12 protein-coding genes and 1 tRNA gene are annotated in these 15,727 nt (G+C 43.0%); all 13 read left to right on the top strand.

The window, feature by feature from the left end; all coding sequences use genetic code 11:
• Positions 1–123: 123 nt before the first annotated feature.
• The gene (gene fusA / locus LU297_RS06270) at positions 124–2,250 is read left to right on the top strand and encodes an elongation factor G (RefSeq protein WP_263075700.1); all 2,127 of its coding nucleotides are present in this window, start codon (positions 124–126) and stop codon (positions 2,248–2,250) included.
• A 111-nt stretch (positions 2,251–2,361) separates the two neighbouring features.
• Positions 2,362–3,552, top strand: coding sequence for an elongation factor Tu (tuf, locus tag LU297_RS06275; protein ID WP_263075701.1), 1,191 nt, complete (start codon positions 2,362–2,364; stop codon positions 3,550–3,552).
• Between the two features lie 515 nt (positions 3,553–4,067).
• Positions 4,068–5,294, top strand: a complete 1,227-nt coding sequence (locus tag LU297_RS06280) for an MBOAT family O-acyltransferase (protein WP_285894528.1) — start codon at positions 4,068–4,070, stop codon at positions 5,292–5,294.
• Positions 5,281–6,348, top strand: coding sequence for an SGNH/GDSL hydrolase family protein (locus LU297_RS06285; protein ID WP_263075703.1), 1,068 nt, complete (start codon positions 5,281–5,283; stop codon positions 6,346–6,348). Before LU297_RS06280 ends, LU297_RS06285 begins: the two co-directional genes overlap by 14 nt.
• 32 nt (positions 6,349–6,380) lie before the next feature.
• A complete protein-coding gene (locus tag LU297_RS06290; RefSeq protein ID WP_263075704.1) occupies positions 6,381–7,505 on the top strand; it encodes a GDSL-type esterase/lipase family protein in 1,125 nt (374 codons plus the stop codon).
• Between the two features lie 108 nt (positions 7,506–7,613).
• A tRNA-Trp gene (locus LU297_RS06295) sits at positions 7,614–7,689 on the top strand.
• 62 nt (positions 7,690–7,751) lie between these two features.
• The gene (secE, locus tag LU297_RS06300; protein ID WP_263075705.1) at positions 7,752–8,195 is read left to right on the top strand and encodes a preprotein translocase subunit SecE; all 444 of its coding nucleotides are present in this window, start codon (positions 7,752–7,754) and stop codon (positions 8,193–8,195) included.
• Between the two features lie 36 nt (positions 8,196–8,231).
• Positions 8,232–8,762, top strand: coding sequence for a transcription termination/antitermination protein NusG (nusG, locus tag LU297_RS06305; RefSeq protein WP_263075706.1), 531 nt, complete (start codon positions 8,232–8,234; stop codon positions 8,760–8,762).
• A gap of 102 nt (positions 8,763–8,864) precedes the next feature.
• On the top strand, positions 8,865–9,296 hold the full coding sequence (gene rplK, locus LU297_RS06310; protein WP_263075707.1) for a 50S ribosomal protein L11: 432 nt from the start codon (positions 8,865–8,867) through the stop codon (positions 9,294–9,296).
• Positions 9,296–9,997, top strand: a complete 702-nt coding sequence (gene rplA / locus LU297_RS06315; protein WP_263075708.1) for a 50S ribosomal protein L1 — start codon at positions 9,296–9,298, stop codon at positions 9,995–9,997. Before rplK ends, rplA begins: the two co-directional genes overlap by 1 nt.
• Positions 9,998–10,255: 258 nt before the next feature.
• Entirely contained in the window at positions 10,256–10,759 is a 504-nt protein-coding gene (rplJ, locus tag LU297_RS06320; RefSeq protein WP_263075709.1) for a 50S ribosomal protein L10, read from the top strand.
• A 45-nt stretch (positions 10,760–10,804) separates the two neighbouring features.
• Positions 10,805–11,179: a 50S ribosomal protein L7/L12 gene (gene rplL, locus LU297_RS06325; RefSeq protein ID WP_263075710.1), complete on the top strand. Its 375-nt coding sequence runs from the start codon at positions 10,805–10,807 to the stop codon at positions 11,177–11,179.
• A 401-nt stretch (positions 11,180–11,580) separates the two neighbouring features.
• On the top strand, positions 11,581–15,672 hold the full coding sequence (gene rpoB / locus LU297_RS06330) for a DNA-directed RNA polymerase subunit beta (RefSeq protein WP_263075711.1): 4,092 nt from the start codon (positions 11,581–11,583) through the stop codon (positions 15,670–15,672).
• Positions 15,673–15,727 lie beyond the last annotated feature (55 nt).

Raw genomic sequence — 15,727 nt, forward strand, 5'->3', positions numbered from 1 at the left:
GTTGCCACCAAGTTTTAGAAGTGATTTTTGGATTTATCCAAATTAACACACAAAATCTGCTGATTTGTTCTGATGGACAATCGGCAGATTTACCAAATTTAAAAAATTTTTCTAGGAAAAATTATGGCTCGTACAACTCCGATTAGCCGCTACCGTAACATCGGTATTTCGGCACATATTGACGCAGGTAAGACTACTACTTCCGAGCGTATTTTGTTCTATACAGGTGTTTCTCACAAGATTGGTGAGGTTCACGACGGTGCTGCCACCATGGACTGGATGGAACAAGAGCAAGAGCGTGGTATTACCATTACTTCTGCTGCGACCACTGCATTCTGGTCTGGTATGGGTAACCAATTCAAAGAACACCGTATCAATGTGATTGACACCCCAGGCCACGTTGACTTCACCATCGAAGTTGAGCGTTCTATGCGTGTTCTTGATGGTGCGTGTATGGTTTACTGTGCGGTAGGTGGTGTACAGCCACAATCAGAAACCGTATGGCGTCAAGCAAACAAATATAAAGTGCCACGCCTTGCATTTGTAAACAAAATGGACCGTACTGGTGCGAACTTCTTCCGTGTGGTTGAGCAAATGAAAACTCGCCTAGGCGGTAACCCAGTGCCAATCGTTATTCCAGTAGGTGCAGAAGATACCTTTACTGGCGTCATCGATTTGATTGAAATGAAATCAATCATTTGGGATGAGCCATCACAAGGCATGAAGTTTGAGTATGGCGATATTCCTGCTGAGCTTCAAGAGCTTGCTAATGAATGGCGTAACTACATGGTTGAAGCCGCTGCCGAAAGCTCAGAAGAGTTGATGGACAAATACCTAGAAGAAGGCGACTTGTCAAAAGAAGACATCGTGGCTGGTCTGCGTGTTCGTACTTTGGCTTGTGAAATTCAACCAATGCTTTGTGGTTCTGCATTCAAGAACAAAGGCGTTCAGCGTATGCTTGATGCTGTTATCGAGTTCTTGCCAGCACCAAACGATGTTGAGGCAATCAAAGGTATCCTTGACGACAAAGACGAAACCGAAGGTAGCCGTGAAGCTTCTGATGATGCTCCATTTGCTGCGTTGGCGTTCAAAATCATGAACGACAAATATGTTGGTAACTTGACATTCGTTCGTGTATATTCTGGTGTTGTTAAACAAGGCGACAGCGTTTATAACCCAGTTAAGATGAAGCGTGAGCGTATCGGTCGTATCGTACAGATGCACGCTAACGAACAAAAAGAAGTTGAAGAAATCCGTGCAGGCGACATCGCTGCCCTAGTTGGTATGAAAGATGTAACCACAGGTGATACATTGTGTGATAACGACAACATCATCACACTTGAGCGTATGGAGTTCCCAGAGCCAGTAATTTCTTTGGCAGTTGAACCAAAAACCAAAGCTGACCAAGAAAAAATGTCTGTGGCACTAGGTCGTCTTGCCAAAGAAGACCCTTCATTCCGTGTTCGCACTGACGAAGAATCAGGTCAAACCATCATCTCTGGTATGGGTGAATTGCACCTTGACATCATCGTTGACCGTATGAAGCGTGAGTTTGGTGTTGAAGCAAACATCGGTGCACCACAAGTTGCTTATCGTGAGACCATTCGTCAATCTGTTGAAGTGGAAGGCAAGTTTGTTCGTCAAACTGGTGGTCGTGGTAAATTCGGTCATGTATGGCTACGCCTAGAACCGCTTGACCCAACCGCAGAAGTTGAATACGAATTTGCTGAAGAAATCGTGGGCGGTGTTGTTCCAAAAGAATACCACGCAGCGGTTGATAAAGGTATTCAAGAGCGTATGAAGAACGGTGTTTTGGCTGGCTATCCAGTTGTTGGCGTTAAAGCAACTCTATACGATGGTTCTTACCACGATGTTGACTCTGACGAATTGTCATTTAAGATGGCAGGTTCGATGGCGTTCAAAAAAGGCTTCCTACAAGCAAGCCCAGCATTGCTAGAGCCTATCATGAAGGTAGAAGTTGAAACCCCAGAAGATTACATGGGCGACATCATGGGCGACCTAAACCGTCGTCGTGGTATGGTTCAGGGTATGGACGATTTGCCTGGCGGTACTAAGTCTATCCGTGCAGAAGTGCCATTGGCTGAAATGTTTGGCTATGCCACTCAAATGCGTTCTATGTCGCAAGGTCGTGCAACTTACTCAATGGAGTTTGTGAAATATCAAGAAACTCCGAAGAATGTTGCAGACGAAATCATTAAGAAATTTACTGCTAAGGATGATGACGAGTAATTCGTTAAGTCTTTAAATAAACGAGTGATTGCTCCAATGATTGGGGCAATCATCTATTATCAATCACCTTGTGCTGATATTTCATCAAGCACCTAAAACGAGGATCTCACTATGGCAAAGGCCAAGTTTGAACGTAACAAGCCACACGTAAACGTTGGCACCATCGGTCACGTTGACCACGGTAAAACCACTCTAACTGCTGCTATCGCAACCGTTGCTGCTAAGCACCACGGTGGTGAAGCAAAAGACTACGCAGCGATTGACTCAGCTCCTGAAGAAAAAGCTCGTGGTATTACCATTAACACTTCTCACATCGAATACGACACTGCTAACCGTCACTACGCACACGTAGACTGTCCAGGCCACGCTGACTATGTTAAAAACATGATTACTGGTGCTGCTCAAATGGACGGTGCTATCCTAGTTGTTGCTGCAACTGACGGCCCAATGCCACAAACTCGTGAGCACATCCTACTATCTCGTCAGGTTGGCGTACCATACATCATGGTATTCATGAACAAGTGTGACCTTGTTGATGACGAAGAGCTACTAGAATTGGTAGAAATGGAAGTTCGTGAACTTCTATCTGACTACGACTTCCCAGGCGATGACACCCCAATCATCAAAGGTTCTGCACTACTAGGTCTAAATGGCGACGAAGGTCAGTATGGCGAAAAAGCTATCCTAGAACTACTAGACACCCTAGACAGCTACATCCCAGAGCCAGAGCGTGACATCGATCGTTCATTCCTAATGCCAATCGAAGACGTATTCTCTATCTCTGGTCGTGGTACTGTTGTAACTGGCCGTGTAGAATCAGGCATCATCAAAGTTGGTGACGAAATCGAAATCATCGGTATCAAACCAACTGCAAAAACTACCTGTACTGGTGTTGAAATGTTCCGTAAACTGCTAGACGAAGGTCGTGCAGGTGAGAACTGTGGTATCCTACTTCGTGGTACTAAGCGTGAAGAAGTTCAGCGCGGTCAAGTACTTGCTAAGCCAGGCTCAATCACGCCACACACCAAGTTTGACGCAGAAGTATATGTACTATCAAAAGAAGAAGGTGGTCGTCACACGCCATTCCTAAACGGCTATCGCCCACAATTCTACTTCCGTACTACTGACGTAACTGGTGCCATCACTCTACAAGAAGGCACTGAAATGGTTATGCCAGGCGACAACGTTGAGATGAGCGTTGAGCTTATCCACCCAATCGCTATGGACAAAGGTCTACGCTTCGCTATCCGTGAAGGCGGCCGTACCGTAGGTGCTGGTGTTGTTGCAACTGTTAAAGACTAATCTTTAACAAAACAACCAACCTAAACCAAACCCCTGCTTGATGCGGGGGTTTGGTTTTTTGTTGGCGATAGCTTGCCAATGTTCTGTATCTAAATAAGGGTCAAACTTGCAATAGGATATTGTTATGTTGTTGGTTATCATAATCAGCAATTATAGAATTTTTTTTAATAATATTAAAAAATTGTTTTCTTTTCTTTGGTTTTTTTGTATAATAAGTGTACTTTTGTAATACTGTACGGACTATGTTTTCATTTTTATCTGTTGAATTTGCACTATTATTTATCATATTTTTGTTACTTTATTGGAGTATGCGTGGTCAGCCAAAATGGCAAAATATATGTTTAACAGTGTTTAGCTATGTCGTCATTTATCTCATGGCTGGCATGATGGCTGTTGGCGTTTTGCTTGCTTGCAGTGTATTTGTATATCTAATTAGCGTGGCAATGGATTTATTCAATCGCTATAAAAAAGCTCTTTTAATTGGTGGGATAGTTGTTATTTTATTGCAATTAAGTTTGTTTAAATATTATGATTTTTTCAGAGAATCCATCAAATCCGCCTTAGATTTACTGCATTTGGATTCATCGCAACTGATGGCAAATATTTTATTTCCATTGGGTGTTTCATATTATTCATTTCAAGCAATCAGCTATTTGGTCAGTCGTTATCACGATGAACTGCAAGTACCAAAATTTAGCTTTGCCCAATTAGTTACGCATTTTTCGTTTTTTGCAACAATTAGTGCAGGTCCTATCGCACGAGCCAAATCAGCCAATGGTCTGACGGATTTGCAGGGTAATCCTGTGGGTATGAGCGAGCAAATTCGCCAACAGACGCCACGAAAAATCTTATTTCCAACTTTGGCTTTGGCGTTGATTTTGCTGTCATTGATTAAAAAATGGTGGTTGGCAGGTTGGCTTGCGGACAACTGGGTTAATCCAATTTTTGCCAATCCGATGCAGTTTCACAGTTTGGAAATTGTCGTGGCGATTTATGCTTATACACTCCAACTATTTTTGGATTTTTCAGGTTATAGCGAGATGATGCTAGCGTTTGGTCTACTGCTCGGTTTTCGTTTGCCTGTGAATTTTAAAGCACCGCTATTGGCACATAATATCCGTACTTTTTGGGATAGATGGCATATCAGCCTATCAACATGGATTCGTGATTATATTTATATTCCGCTTGGCGGTAGTCGAGATGGTTTTGGGCGTACACAGTTTAATTTGCTTGTGGCAATGGGTTTATCTGGTATTTGGCATGGCTCTAGCGTGAATTTTTTATTGTGGGGCCTATTGCACGGCGTGGCGATTATTTGGCTAAATTGCACGGATAAAATTTGCCAGAATCATTATCAACTATCCGTCAAAGATGCACGCAATTTGCTGTACAAGCACAGTATTTTTGGTAAGGTGTTGGGGATTTTTATTACCATAACTTTTGTAAGTATTTGCTTTGTATTTTTTAGAGCGACCACATGGAATGATGCAATGCAGATTTTTACCGCTTTGTTTGGTAATTATCAAAATGTTGGCTGGCAAGGCAATCCTTTATATATGCTGACCGTGTTTTTGTTGGCGTGGCTGATTTATGGTCAGGTTTACTATCGCTTGCCATATTGGGTCGAAAAAGTCGCACGATTGCCAAGAATGTTGCACTTAGGACTTTTATTTGTTGGGTTTGTTGTTGTGCTTATTTTTGCACCGTCAGGAATTCCAGGATTTATTTATGCAAACTTCTAATAAGACGACAGCATCAGAACAAATGGTGCAGGCTGATGATTACCATCATGGCAAGACTTTTGCTTATTTGCTTGGTGTGCTTAGTGTGTTTTTTGTGCTGGGTTTATGGATTATGCAAAACTCGGTCAATGCCTATTATTTGCAAACCTATCACAAAGACAGCCCGTTACTGGCATTAAAAGGTTTGCCAGTGTGGGATTTAGGCGGTAATATCGGTAATGCCTTATATGATTATCATGGGCGGTTTACCGATGGGATTGTTGCCAGTAATCAGCAGGTGGCAGAATATTTTAACGAGTATTATGCCTACACGCCTGAATATAAGCAAAAAATGGCGGAGCAGGAAAGGCTGGCAAAAGAGCGGGCAAAAGCGATTGCTGAGCAAGCCAAAGCCGAAGCATTAAAAAACCAATATGCGTTATCTATTTCGGCAGGCGATGAAATCTTTTTTGCAGGCGACTCGATGATGCAGGGCGTTGCACCGCATGTACAGCAATTTTTGCAAAAAACGCACGGCATCAAGTCGGTCAATTTAAGCAAACAAAGCACAGGCTTGTCTTATCCAAGTTTTTTTAACTGGCCAAAAACCATTGAAGAGACTTTGAGTGCCAATCCTAAGATTAAAATTCTGGCGGTATTCTTAGGTCCAAATGACCCTTGGGATATGTCAGATTTGACGACCGGCAAGATATTAAAGTATGGCACGCCTGAATGGGATTTGAGCTATCAGCAAAGAATTGTGAGCATTTTGCAATTAGCCCAACAGCATCGGGTCAAAGTGATGTGGTTTACTCCGCCAAATATGAGAAAGCCAAGCCTAAATGAGCAAATGATTCATCTTAATGAAATCATGCAAAGAGAATTAAAAAAGCATAATATTTTAACGATTGATACAAGACCGCTGGTTGGTGGTAGCAACAATAGTTACAATGATTATCTTGTAAAAGATGGTCAAAATATTAAAATGAGAAGCTCTGACGGTATTCATTTTACAACAGCAGGACAAAAGCTACTGGCCGATGTTCTGATTCAAAATTTAACCATCTTACCTTAAGGGCTTAAGATTTTAATCAACCGAGACAATTCATGAAAAAAATGATGATTGGTGCAATGCTTGCGGTTATTAGCACGCAGGGCTTTGCAAATTATTTGACTAACTATGGCGAACCAAATACCCAAAAATTGATTGACGCAATGAACAAAAATAGCTTTCATGTCGTTCAGTTGGGGGATTCTCATACGGCGGGCGATTCTATGACAGAAGCGTTGCGTGGCAAACTACAAGCCAGATATGGCAATGGTGGTATGGGCTGGGCAATGCCGATGTATTTTAGTGGGCAAAGATTGGCACAATTTGGCTATGATAATCAAGGTTGGACAGCGATTTCTAGCCGCCGCCAACAGCAAGAAGATTACACTTTGGGCGGTCTGATTGCCAAACCAAACGGCTCTGGCAGTCGTTTAACCATCAAAGCCAAGCAGGAGCAGCCAGAGCAGTTGATTTTTGCCAGCATTAAACAAAGTGCCTATGATGGCGTGTTTTATGGCGGTGATGCCTATGGAGCAAATTTTACCTTGCAAGCTCCAAAAAAAGATGGCAGTTGGCAGTTGGCACAGTTTACCGCCAAATTACCATTTAGCATCACAGCACAGGGCGAGATGAATGGTTCATATATCGGTGGCTGGTGGGCGTTTAATCCCAGCCGTGTCGGTGCGGTTGTGTCGGCACTGGGCATCAATGGGGCGGAATTGGCTCACTGGAATCGATGGAATGAGTCAGCTTGGAAACACGAATTAAAGAGCATTGCACCAAATCTGATTATCTTAGCCTACGGCACGAACGAGGCGTATGGGGAGCGTAGTCCAAGTGTGGTTCGCCAAACGCTGAAAAAACAAATCGAACACATTCGTAGCACAACCCCAGAATCTGCCATTATGATTGTTTCTGCTCCAGAAGCATTGAAAAAAACCACAGGCAGTTGCGGTGTTCGTCCACAGAACTTGACCGAGATTCAGCAGGTTCAACAAGAAGTTGCCCAAAGTGAGCAAACATTATTTTGGGATTGGCAACAAGCTATGGGCGGAAGCTGTTCTATGAAAGGCTGGATTGCTAGCGGTAAAGCCGTCAAAGATGGTGTTCATTTTACACACAAAGGCTATAGCCAGCTTGGCGAGCAACTTGCTAACGACCTGATATCTTTGAGTAGATAATAGATTGCCCAAATTGTGCATAACAATTTGGGCGATTTTCTAATGAAAATTTTATAAAAACGCTTGCATTTGATAAAAACAATGCTATAATAGCACCCACAACAACCTAGGCGATTGGCTCAATTGGTAGAGCATCGGACTCCAAATCCGAGGGTTGGGGGTTCGAGTCCCTCATCGCCTGCCATCTTTTTTATACCATTCTTTTAATTTAATAAAATTTGGTCTTATCTCAAGGCATATTTCTGCATGAGCGATAATCAAGACAAAAAATCCGTAGATCAAAAACAACCCATTACCATTTCCAAAGAAACCGTTGTTGAAGTCGCTACTAGACGCTCAGGCAAAGATTTTTTTCTTTGGATATTGGCAATCGCTGCATTGATTGCTTCCACTTTGGTTTCTCAATATTTGCCACGCTACTGGGCTCAGGCGAATGATGTATGGACTCAAATTGGCATCACGGTTGCTTTGGTGGTATTTGCTTTTATTTGTTTGGCATTCACCAATCAAGGGTCGGCATTTAAGACATTGCTTAAAGATGCTGGCATTGAACTTCGTCGAGTGACTTGGCCAAGCAAAGATGAAACCATTCGCTATACATGGCAGGTCATTTTGATGATGATTATTATTGGTTTTATTATTTGGGTGTTGGATAATATTTTTAATTATCTTATTGGTCTTATTGTCTAAAAAATATTTTGGCTGGGAAAATAATAGAGAAACATTATGCGTTGGTATATCATTCAAGCATTTTCAGGTTACGAAAAACAAGTGCAGCGTTCTTTGATTGAACGCATTAGACGCAGTGAATTTGCCGAGCAATTTGGCGATGTACTCGTACCAACCGAAGAAGTGGTTGAAATGAAAGATGGTAAAAAACGCACCACAGAACACAAGTTGTTTCCAGGTTATGTACTCATCAATATGGAGATGAATGAGGATACTTGGCATATTGTTAAAAGCTGTCCGAACATCACAGGATTTATTGGTGGTACACCCGAAAATCCAGCACCAATCACCAAAGTAGAAGCTGATCGTATTTTAAACCGTATCCAAAAGGGCGGTGATGCACCTCGTCCAAAAACAACCTTTGAACCAGGCGAAGAAGTGCTGGTTATTGATGGTCCATTTACTGACTTTAAAGGTTTGGTTAAAAAAGTTGATTATGATAAATCAAAACTACATCTAACCGTCAGTGTCTTTAATCGACCTACTGAGGTAGAATTGGAATTTACAAAGGTTGAAAAAATCAACTGATTGTTGTATAATCCTACTTTTCTAGCTCTGAGCATCTGCTTGGAGCTTATTATCAACTGGGGAGCTGTTTAGCGTTATCACCCACCATTGGAGAGAATTCTCATGGCAAAGAAGATTGATGGTTACATCAAGCTACAAGTGCCTGCTGGTAAGGCAAACCCATCACCACCTATTGGTCCAGCTTTGGGTCAAAAAGGTGTAAACATCATGGCATTCTGTAAAGAGTTCAACGCAGCTTCTGCGAACTTTGAACCAGGTTTGCCAATTCCTGTTGTTATCACTGTATTTAACGACAAGTCATTTACCTTTATCATGAAATCACCACCTGCGGCAGTATTGCTACGCAAAGCAGCTGGTATTGCTAAAGGTTCAAGCACTCCGCACAGTGCAAAAGTTGGTTCAGTAACTCGTGCTCAACTTGAAGAAATCGTAAAAACCAAGCAAGCAGACCTAACTGCTGCTGACCTAGAAGCGGCTGTTCGCACCATCGCTGGTACTGCTCGCTCAATGGGTATCACTGTGGAGGGTGTATAATGGCTAAGCTAACTAAGCGTCAAAAGCTAATCAAAGACCGTGTAGACAGCAACAAGCTATACACCATTGAAGAAGCAGTTGCAATCTTGAATGATTTGCCAGCAGCAAAATTCAAAGAGTCTATTGATATCGCAGTAAACTTGGGCGTGGACCCTCGTAAATCTGACCAAGTGGTTCGTGGTGCAACCAATCTACCTGCTGGTACTGGTAAAACCAAGCGTGTTGCTGTCTTTGCACAAGGTGCAGCAGCTGATGCAGCCAAAGAAGCTGGTGCAGATGTGGTTGGTTTTGAAGACCTAGCAGAAAGCATCAAAGCTGGCAACATGGATTTTGATGTTGTTATCGCTTCTCCTGATGCAATGCGTATCGTTGGTCAGTTGGGTACTATCCTAGGCCCTCGTGGTTTGATGCCAAACCCAAAAGTTGGCACAGTAACTGCTGATGTTGCAACTGCTGTTAAAAATACCAAAGCAGGTCAGGCTCAATACCGTGTTGATAAAGCTGGTATCATCCATGCTTCTATCGGTCAAGTAGGCTTTACCGCTGAACAAATTGAGCAAAACGCTACTGCTCTACTAAATGACTTGAAGCGTGCAAAACCTGCCACTTCAAAAGGCATTTATATCAAGAAAATTACTCTATCTAGCACCATGGGTCCTGGTATCGTTATTGACCCAGTACCACACCGTGTGAATAAGTAATTTTGTAATTTGACTTGATTTAATCTTATTTTGGATTATAATAAGTCGGATTTGTGGCTGAAACATTTTTTTCAGCCACATAAAACACTATTAGTTCAGCACACGGGTTGTGCTGTCTAAGACCGTAGGTTTCTTATCATAAGATTTAAAAGGGCAACCTGCCTACGCAGACGGTGAGCGAAGTCGCCGTAAATGGTGCAGATACTTTTGTATTTGTGAAATTGACTTATCACTTTGTGATAAATATGGAGACAACCCATGGCACTAAATCTTCAAGACAAACAAGCAATTGTTGCTGAAGTAAATGAAGCTGCCAAAGGTGCGTTATCTGCTGTTGTTGCCGACTCTCGTGGCGTGACAGTAGGACAGATGACCGAACTGCGTAAAGCTGCTCGTGAAGCTGGTGTTGATTTGCGTATCGTGCGTAACACTTTGTTGCGTCGTGCATTGACAGACACTAACTTTGAGTGCATGCTTGATGTATTCGTTGGACCAACACTAATCGCATTCTCAAATGAGCATCCAGGTGCAGCAGCACGTTTGTTCAAAGAATTTGCAAAAACCAACGACAAGTTCGAAATCAAAGGCGCGGCTTTTGAAGGCGAATTTATTGATGCAAAATCTATCGATAAACTTGCAACCCTACCAACTTACGACGAAGCAGTTGCTCGTCTGATGGGTACAATGAAAGAAGCAGCAGCAGGCAAACTGGCTCGCACACTAGCAGCTCTACGCGACAAGCTAGAAGCAGAAGCAGCATAATTTGCTACATTTACCAATTTATATTTTTAATTAGGAATAATTGCTATGTCACTAACTAATGAACAAATCCTAGACGCAATTGCGGCAAAATCAGTAATGGAAATCGTTGAGCTTATCTCTGCGATGGAAGAAAAATTCGGCGTATCAGCAGCAGCTCTAGCAGCAGCTCCAGCAGCTGGTGGCGACGCTGGTGCAGCGGCTGAAGAGAAAGACGACTTCAATGTTGTTATCACCAACGGCGGCGACAAGAAAGTAGCTGTAATTAAAGTTGTTCGTGAAGTAACTGGTCTAGGTCTAAAAGAAGCTAAAGACCTAGTTGAAGGTGCTCCACAAACTGTTAAAGAAGGTGCATCAAAAGCAGAAGCAGAAGAGCTTAAGAAAAAGCTTGAAGAAGCTGGTGCAACCGTTGAGCTTAAATAATCTGATTGAACCTTTGGCAGCTTAATTGCCAATTCAAAAAGATGCTCAAAAGCCAATAATGTTCTTGCATTATTGGCTTTTTTTTATTATAATCTAGTATTTGACCTTTTGCATTGCTAAGCTGGCAAAGCATCTTAAAAGGACAAACGCACCCATGCAAGCTAAATTGACAAAATAATCTTAATAAATAAGCTAAACATTGGCAGCAGTGTTTGGCGTTTTGTCGTATTTGTAGGCTTGAATTTGGCGAGTTTTGTGCTTTTAAAGGTTAAATTGGGTGCATATTTTGTGATTCAGTCACAAATCAGTTTTATTTTTAAGAAGAATTGTAAAATTGCTTACAATTCTGGGCGGTGTTTGTTTTTTGACGACACGATGGTAAATCAACCTAAGGAATCTTAATGGCATATTCTTATACCGAAAAGAAACGCATTCGTAAAAGTTTTTCAAGGCTTCCAGATGTCATGGATGTGCCGTATCTGCTTGCCATCCAAGTGGATTCTTATAAGCAATTTTTGCAAGAGCATAAAAAACCAAAAGCTCGTGCAAATGTTGGCTTGCAAGCGGCTTTTTCATCCATCTTTCCGATTGAAAGTCATTCTGGCAATGCCGAGTTGCAGTTTGTCGAATACTATTTAGGCGAGCCTGAGTTCGATGAGCGTGAATGCATCATGCGTGGTTCGACTTTTGCTGCACCATTGCGTGTTAAAATTCGCCTAGTCATTCGTGATAAAGAAAACAAAACCGCCATCAAAGATGTGCGCGAGCAAAGCGTCTATATGGGCGAAATCCCTTTGATGACAGACAATGGTACTTTCATCATCAATGGTACAGAGCGTGTGATTGTATCGCAGTTGCATCGTTCTCCTGGTGTGTTCTTTGACCACGACAAAGGTAAATCTCATTCTAGTGGCAAGGTGCTATACAACGCACGCATCATTCCATATCGTGGTTCTTGGCTTGACTTTGAATTTGATGTCAAAGATTTGGTTTATGCCCGTATCGACCGTCGCCGTAAGTTGCTTGCTACCATCATTTTGCGTGCCATCGGCATGAATACCGAACAGATTTTGGACGCATTTTTTGAAAAAATTGAAGTATTTAAAGGCGAAGAATCGTTTGAAATCGAATTGGTTGCTGACCGCTTAAAAGGCGAGATGGCTCAATTTGACATCATCTCGCCAGACGGCAAAGTATTGGTTGAACAAGGACAGCGTATCAATGCTCGCCGCATCAAGCAAATCATCGAGTCTGGCATGACCAAACTTGCTGTGCCTGATGAGTATCTATATGAACGCATTATTGGCGAAGATGTTGTGGTGAATGACGAAGTGATTGTGCGTGCCAATACGCTGATTGATCATGAGACTTTGGTTAAATTGGCTGAGCATGATGTGAAGTCATTTAAGATTCTATTTACCAATGACATCGATCACGGCTCGTTCATTGCTGACACATTACGTGCAGACACTGTATTGACTCGTGAAGAGGCGTTGATTGAAATCTATAAAGTCATGCGTCCAGGCGAGCCACCAACGCTAGACACTGCTGAAAAATTGTTTGAATCCATGTTCTTTAGCCAAGAACGCTATGATTTGTCCAATGTTGGTCGTATGAAATTTAATCGCCGTTTGGGTCGTGAATTCATTGACAGCGATGACATTGAAGTGCAACGAGAGCAAGGTGTATTGTCAAATCAAGACATCGTTGATGTGCTAAAAGAACTAATCGAGATTCGTAACGGTCGTGGCGAAGTTGATGATATTGACCATCTGGGTAACCGCCGTATCCGTAGCGTGGGCGAGATGACCGAAAACCAATTCCGCATTGGATTGGCTCGTGTTGAGCGTGCGGTGAAAGAACGCTTGACGATGGCTGAATCAGACAGCTTGTCGCCACAAGATTTAATCAATTCTAAGCCTGTGGCAGCAGCAATTAAAGAGTTCTTTGGTTCGTCACAGTTGTCACAATTCATGGACCAAAACAACCCGCTATCAGAAATCACTCACAAACGCCGTGTATCAGCACTTGGCCCTGGTGGTTTGACTCGTGAGCGTGCTGGTTTTGAGGTGCGAGATGTTCATACCACGCATTATGGTCGTGTGTGCCCGATTGAGACACCAGAAGGTCCAAACATTGGTTTGATTAACTCATTGGCGGTATTTGCTAAGACCAATAATTTTGGCTTCTTGGAAACCCCTTATCGCCGTGTTGTTGATGGCAAGGTAACAGATGACATCGAGTATATGTCAGCCATTGAAGAAGTGGGTGCTATCATCGCACAAGCAGACTCGCCAATGAATGAGCGTGGCGAGCTGACCGAAGAGATGGTCATGGTGCGTTATCAAGGCGAATCGGTGCGTATGGCTGCCGATAAAGTAACGCACATGGATGTATCGCCACGCCAAGTTGTATCAGTGGCGGCGTCATTGATTCCATTCCTGGAACACGATGACGCAAACCGTGCATTGATGGGTTCAAACATGCAACGACAAGCCGTTCCGACTTTGCGTTCGGATAAGCCGCTTGTTGGTACGGGCATGGAACGCCATGTGGCAAGAGACTCTGGTGTCTGTGTGGTCGCTAAGCGTGGCGGTATCATTGAGGAAGTGGACGCAAGCCGCATCATCGTGCGTGTGAATGAAGATGAGATGACCGCAGGCGAAGCAGGTATTGATATTTACAATCTCATCAAATACACCCGCTCTAACCAGAACACTTGTATCAACCAACGAGTGATTGTCAATGAAGGCGATCAGATTGCTCGTGGCGATATTTTGGCAGATGGTCCATCAACTGACTTGGGCGAATTGGCACTTGGTCAGAACATGCGTGTTGCTTTCATGCCTTGGAATGGTTATAACTTTGAGGACTCTATCTTGCTTTCTGAGCGAGTGGTTCAAGAAGATCGCTTTACCACCATTCATATCCAAGAGCTGACTTGTGTGGCACGAGACACTAAGCTAGGCCCAGAGGAAATCACAGGCGATATTCCTAATGTTGGTGAGGCAGCTCTTGCCAATCTTGATGAAGCAGGTATCGTTTATATCGGTGCTGAGGTTGATGCAGGCGATATTTTGGTGGGTAAAGTTACACCAAAAGGCGAAAGCCAGCTTACCCCAGAAGAAAAGCTACTTCGTGCCATCTTTGGTGAAAAAGCTGCCGATGTTAAAGACACTTCTTTGCGTGTGCCATCATCTACCAAAGGCACAGTGATTGATGTACAGGTCTTTACTCGTGATGGTTTGGAGAAAGACAGCCGTGCTAAATCCATCGAAAAAGCCATGTTGGATAGCTATCGCAAAGACTTAAAAGAAGAATTGAACATCTTTGAAGCAGCGGCTCGTGGTCGTATCTTGACTTTGCTTGATGGCAAAAAAGTCAGTGGTGGTGCAGGCTTTAAGGCAGGTACGGTGTTATCTTTGGCAGACATTGAAAATCTGTCATTAGAAAATCTATTGGACATTCAACCAGCCGAAGAAGAAGTATCAGAACGCTTGGGTCAAATCGCTGAATTTTTGAGCGATAAACAAAAAGACATCGACAATAAGTTTGCTGAGAAAAAACGCAAACTAACCCAAGGCGATGACTTGGCACATGGTGTCCAAAAAATCGTGAAGGTCTATTTGGCGGTCAAACGCCGCATTCAGCCTGGCGATAAGATGGCAGGTCGCCATGGTAACAAGGGTGTTGTCTCTCGTATCATGCCAGTAGAAGACATGCCTTATGACGAAAACGGCAACCCTGTGGACATCGTATTAAACCCATTGGGCGTACCATCTCGTATGAACATTGGTCAGGTGCTAGAAACTCACTTGGGTATGGCTGCCAAAGGTTTGGGCGACAAAATTAACGGTATGTTAAGAGCCCAAGCAAGCATCGCTGAACTGCGTGAATTCTTGGATAAGATTTATAACAAAGTTGGCGGCGAGCAGGTGGATTTGGATAGCTTGTCTGATGAAGATTTGCTGGCACTTGCCAAAAATCTAAAAGATGGCGTGCCAATGGGTACAGCGGTATTTGATGGTGCCAAAGAAACCCAAATCAAAGAATTGCTCAGCTTGGCAGGTCTATCAACCACAGGTCAGCAAACCTTGTACGATGGTCGCACGGGTAAGAAATTTGACCGTCCTGTGACTGTTGGCTACATGTATATGCTCAAATTGAACCACTTGGTTGATGATAAGATGCACGCTCGTTCAACTGGTTCGTACAGTCTTGTAACACAGCAACCATTGGGTGGTAAAGCTCAATTTGGTGGTCAGCGTTTCGGTGAGATGGAAGTCTGGGCATTGGAAGCGTATGGTGCAACCTACACGCTACAAGAAATGCTGACTGTCAAGTCGGACGATGTCGAGGGTCGTACTCGCATGTATAAGAACATTGTCGATGGCGAGCAATACATGAATCCTGGTATGCCAGAATCATTCAATGTACTAACAAAAGAAATTCGTTCGTTGGGTATCAATATTGACTTAAAAGAGAAAAAATAAGCTGATATTGGATAATTTTGCCCAGATGAATAGGCATTTGGGCAAGCAACGATAA

Source organism: Moraxella nasicaprae (genome assembly GCF_025643275.1).
Lineage (GTDB): Bacteria > Pseudomonadota > Gammaproteobacteria > Pseudomonadales > Moraxellaceae > Moraxella > Moraxella nasicaprae.

Bases quoted from the DNA above. Each gene is read 5' to 3' on its own strand.
- fusA (WP_263075700.1), top strand. From the start codon at position 124: ATGGCTCGTACAACTCCGATTAGCCGCTACCGTAACATCGGTATTTCG.
- tuf (WP_263075701.1), top strand. From the start codon at position 2,362: ATGGCAAAGGCCAAGTTTGAACGTAACAAGCCACACGTAAACGTTGGC.
- LU297_RS06285 (WP_263075703.1), top strand. From the start codon at position 5,281: ATGCAAACTTCTAATAAGACGACAGCATCAGAACAAATGGTGCAGGCT.
- LU297_RS06290 (WP_263075704.1), top strand. From the start codon at position 6,381: ATGAAAAAAATGATGATTGGTGCAATGCTTGCGGTTATTAGCACGCAG.
- secE (WP_263075705.1), top strand. From the start codon at position 7,752: ATGAGCGATAATCAAGACAAAAAATCCGTAGATCAAAAACAACCCATT.
- nusG (WP_263075706.1), top strand. From the start codon at position 8,232: ATGCGTTGGTATATCATTCAAGCATTTTCAGGTTACGAAAAACAAGTG.
- rplK (WP_263075707.1), top strand. From the start codon at position 8,865: ATGGCAAAGAAGATTGATGGTTACATCAAGCTACAAGTGCCTGCTGGT.
- rplA (WP_263075708.1), top strand. From the start codon at position 9,296: ATGGCTAAGCTAACTAAGCGTCAAAAGCTAATCAAAGACCGTGTAGAC.
- rplJ (WP_263075709.1), top strand. From the start codon at position 10,256: ATGGCACTAAATCTTCAAGACAAACAAGCAATTGTTGCTGAAGTAAAT.
- rplL (WP_263075710.1), top strand. From the start codon at position 10,805: ATGTCACTAACTAATGAACAAATCCTAGACGCAATTGCGGCAAAATCA.
- rpoB (WP_263075711.1), top strand. From the start codon at position 11,581: ATGGCATATTCTTATACCGAAAAGAAACGCATTCGTAAAAGTTTTTCA.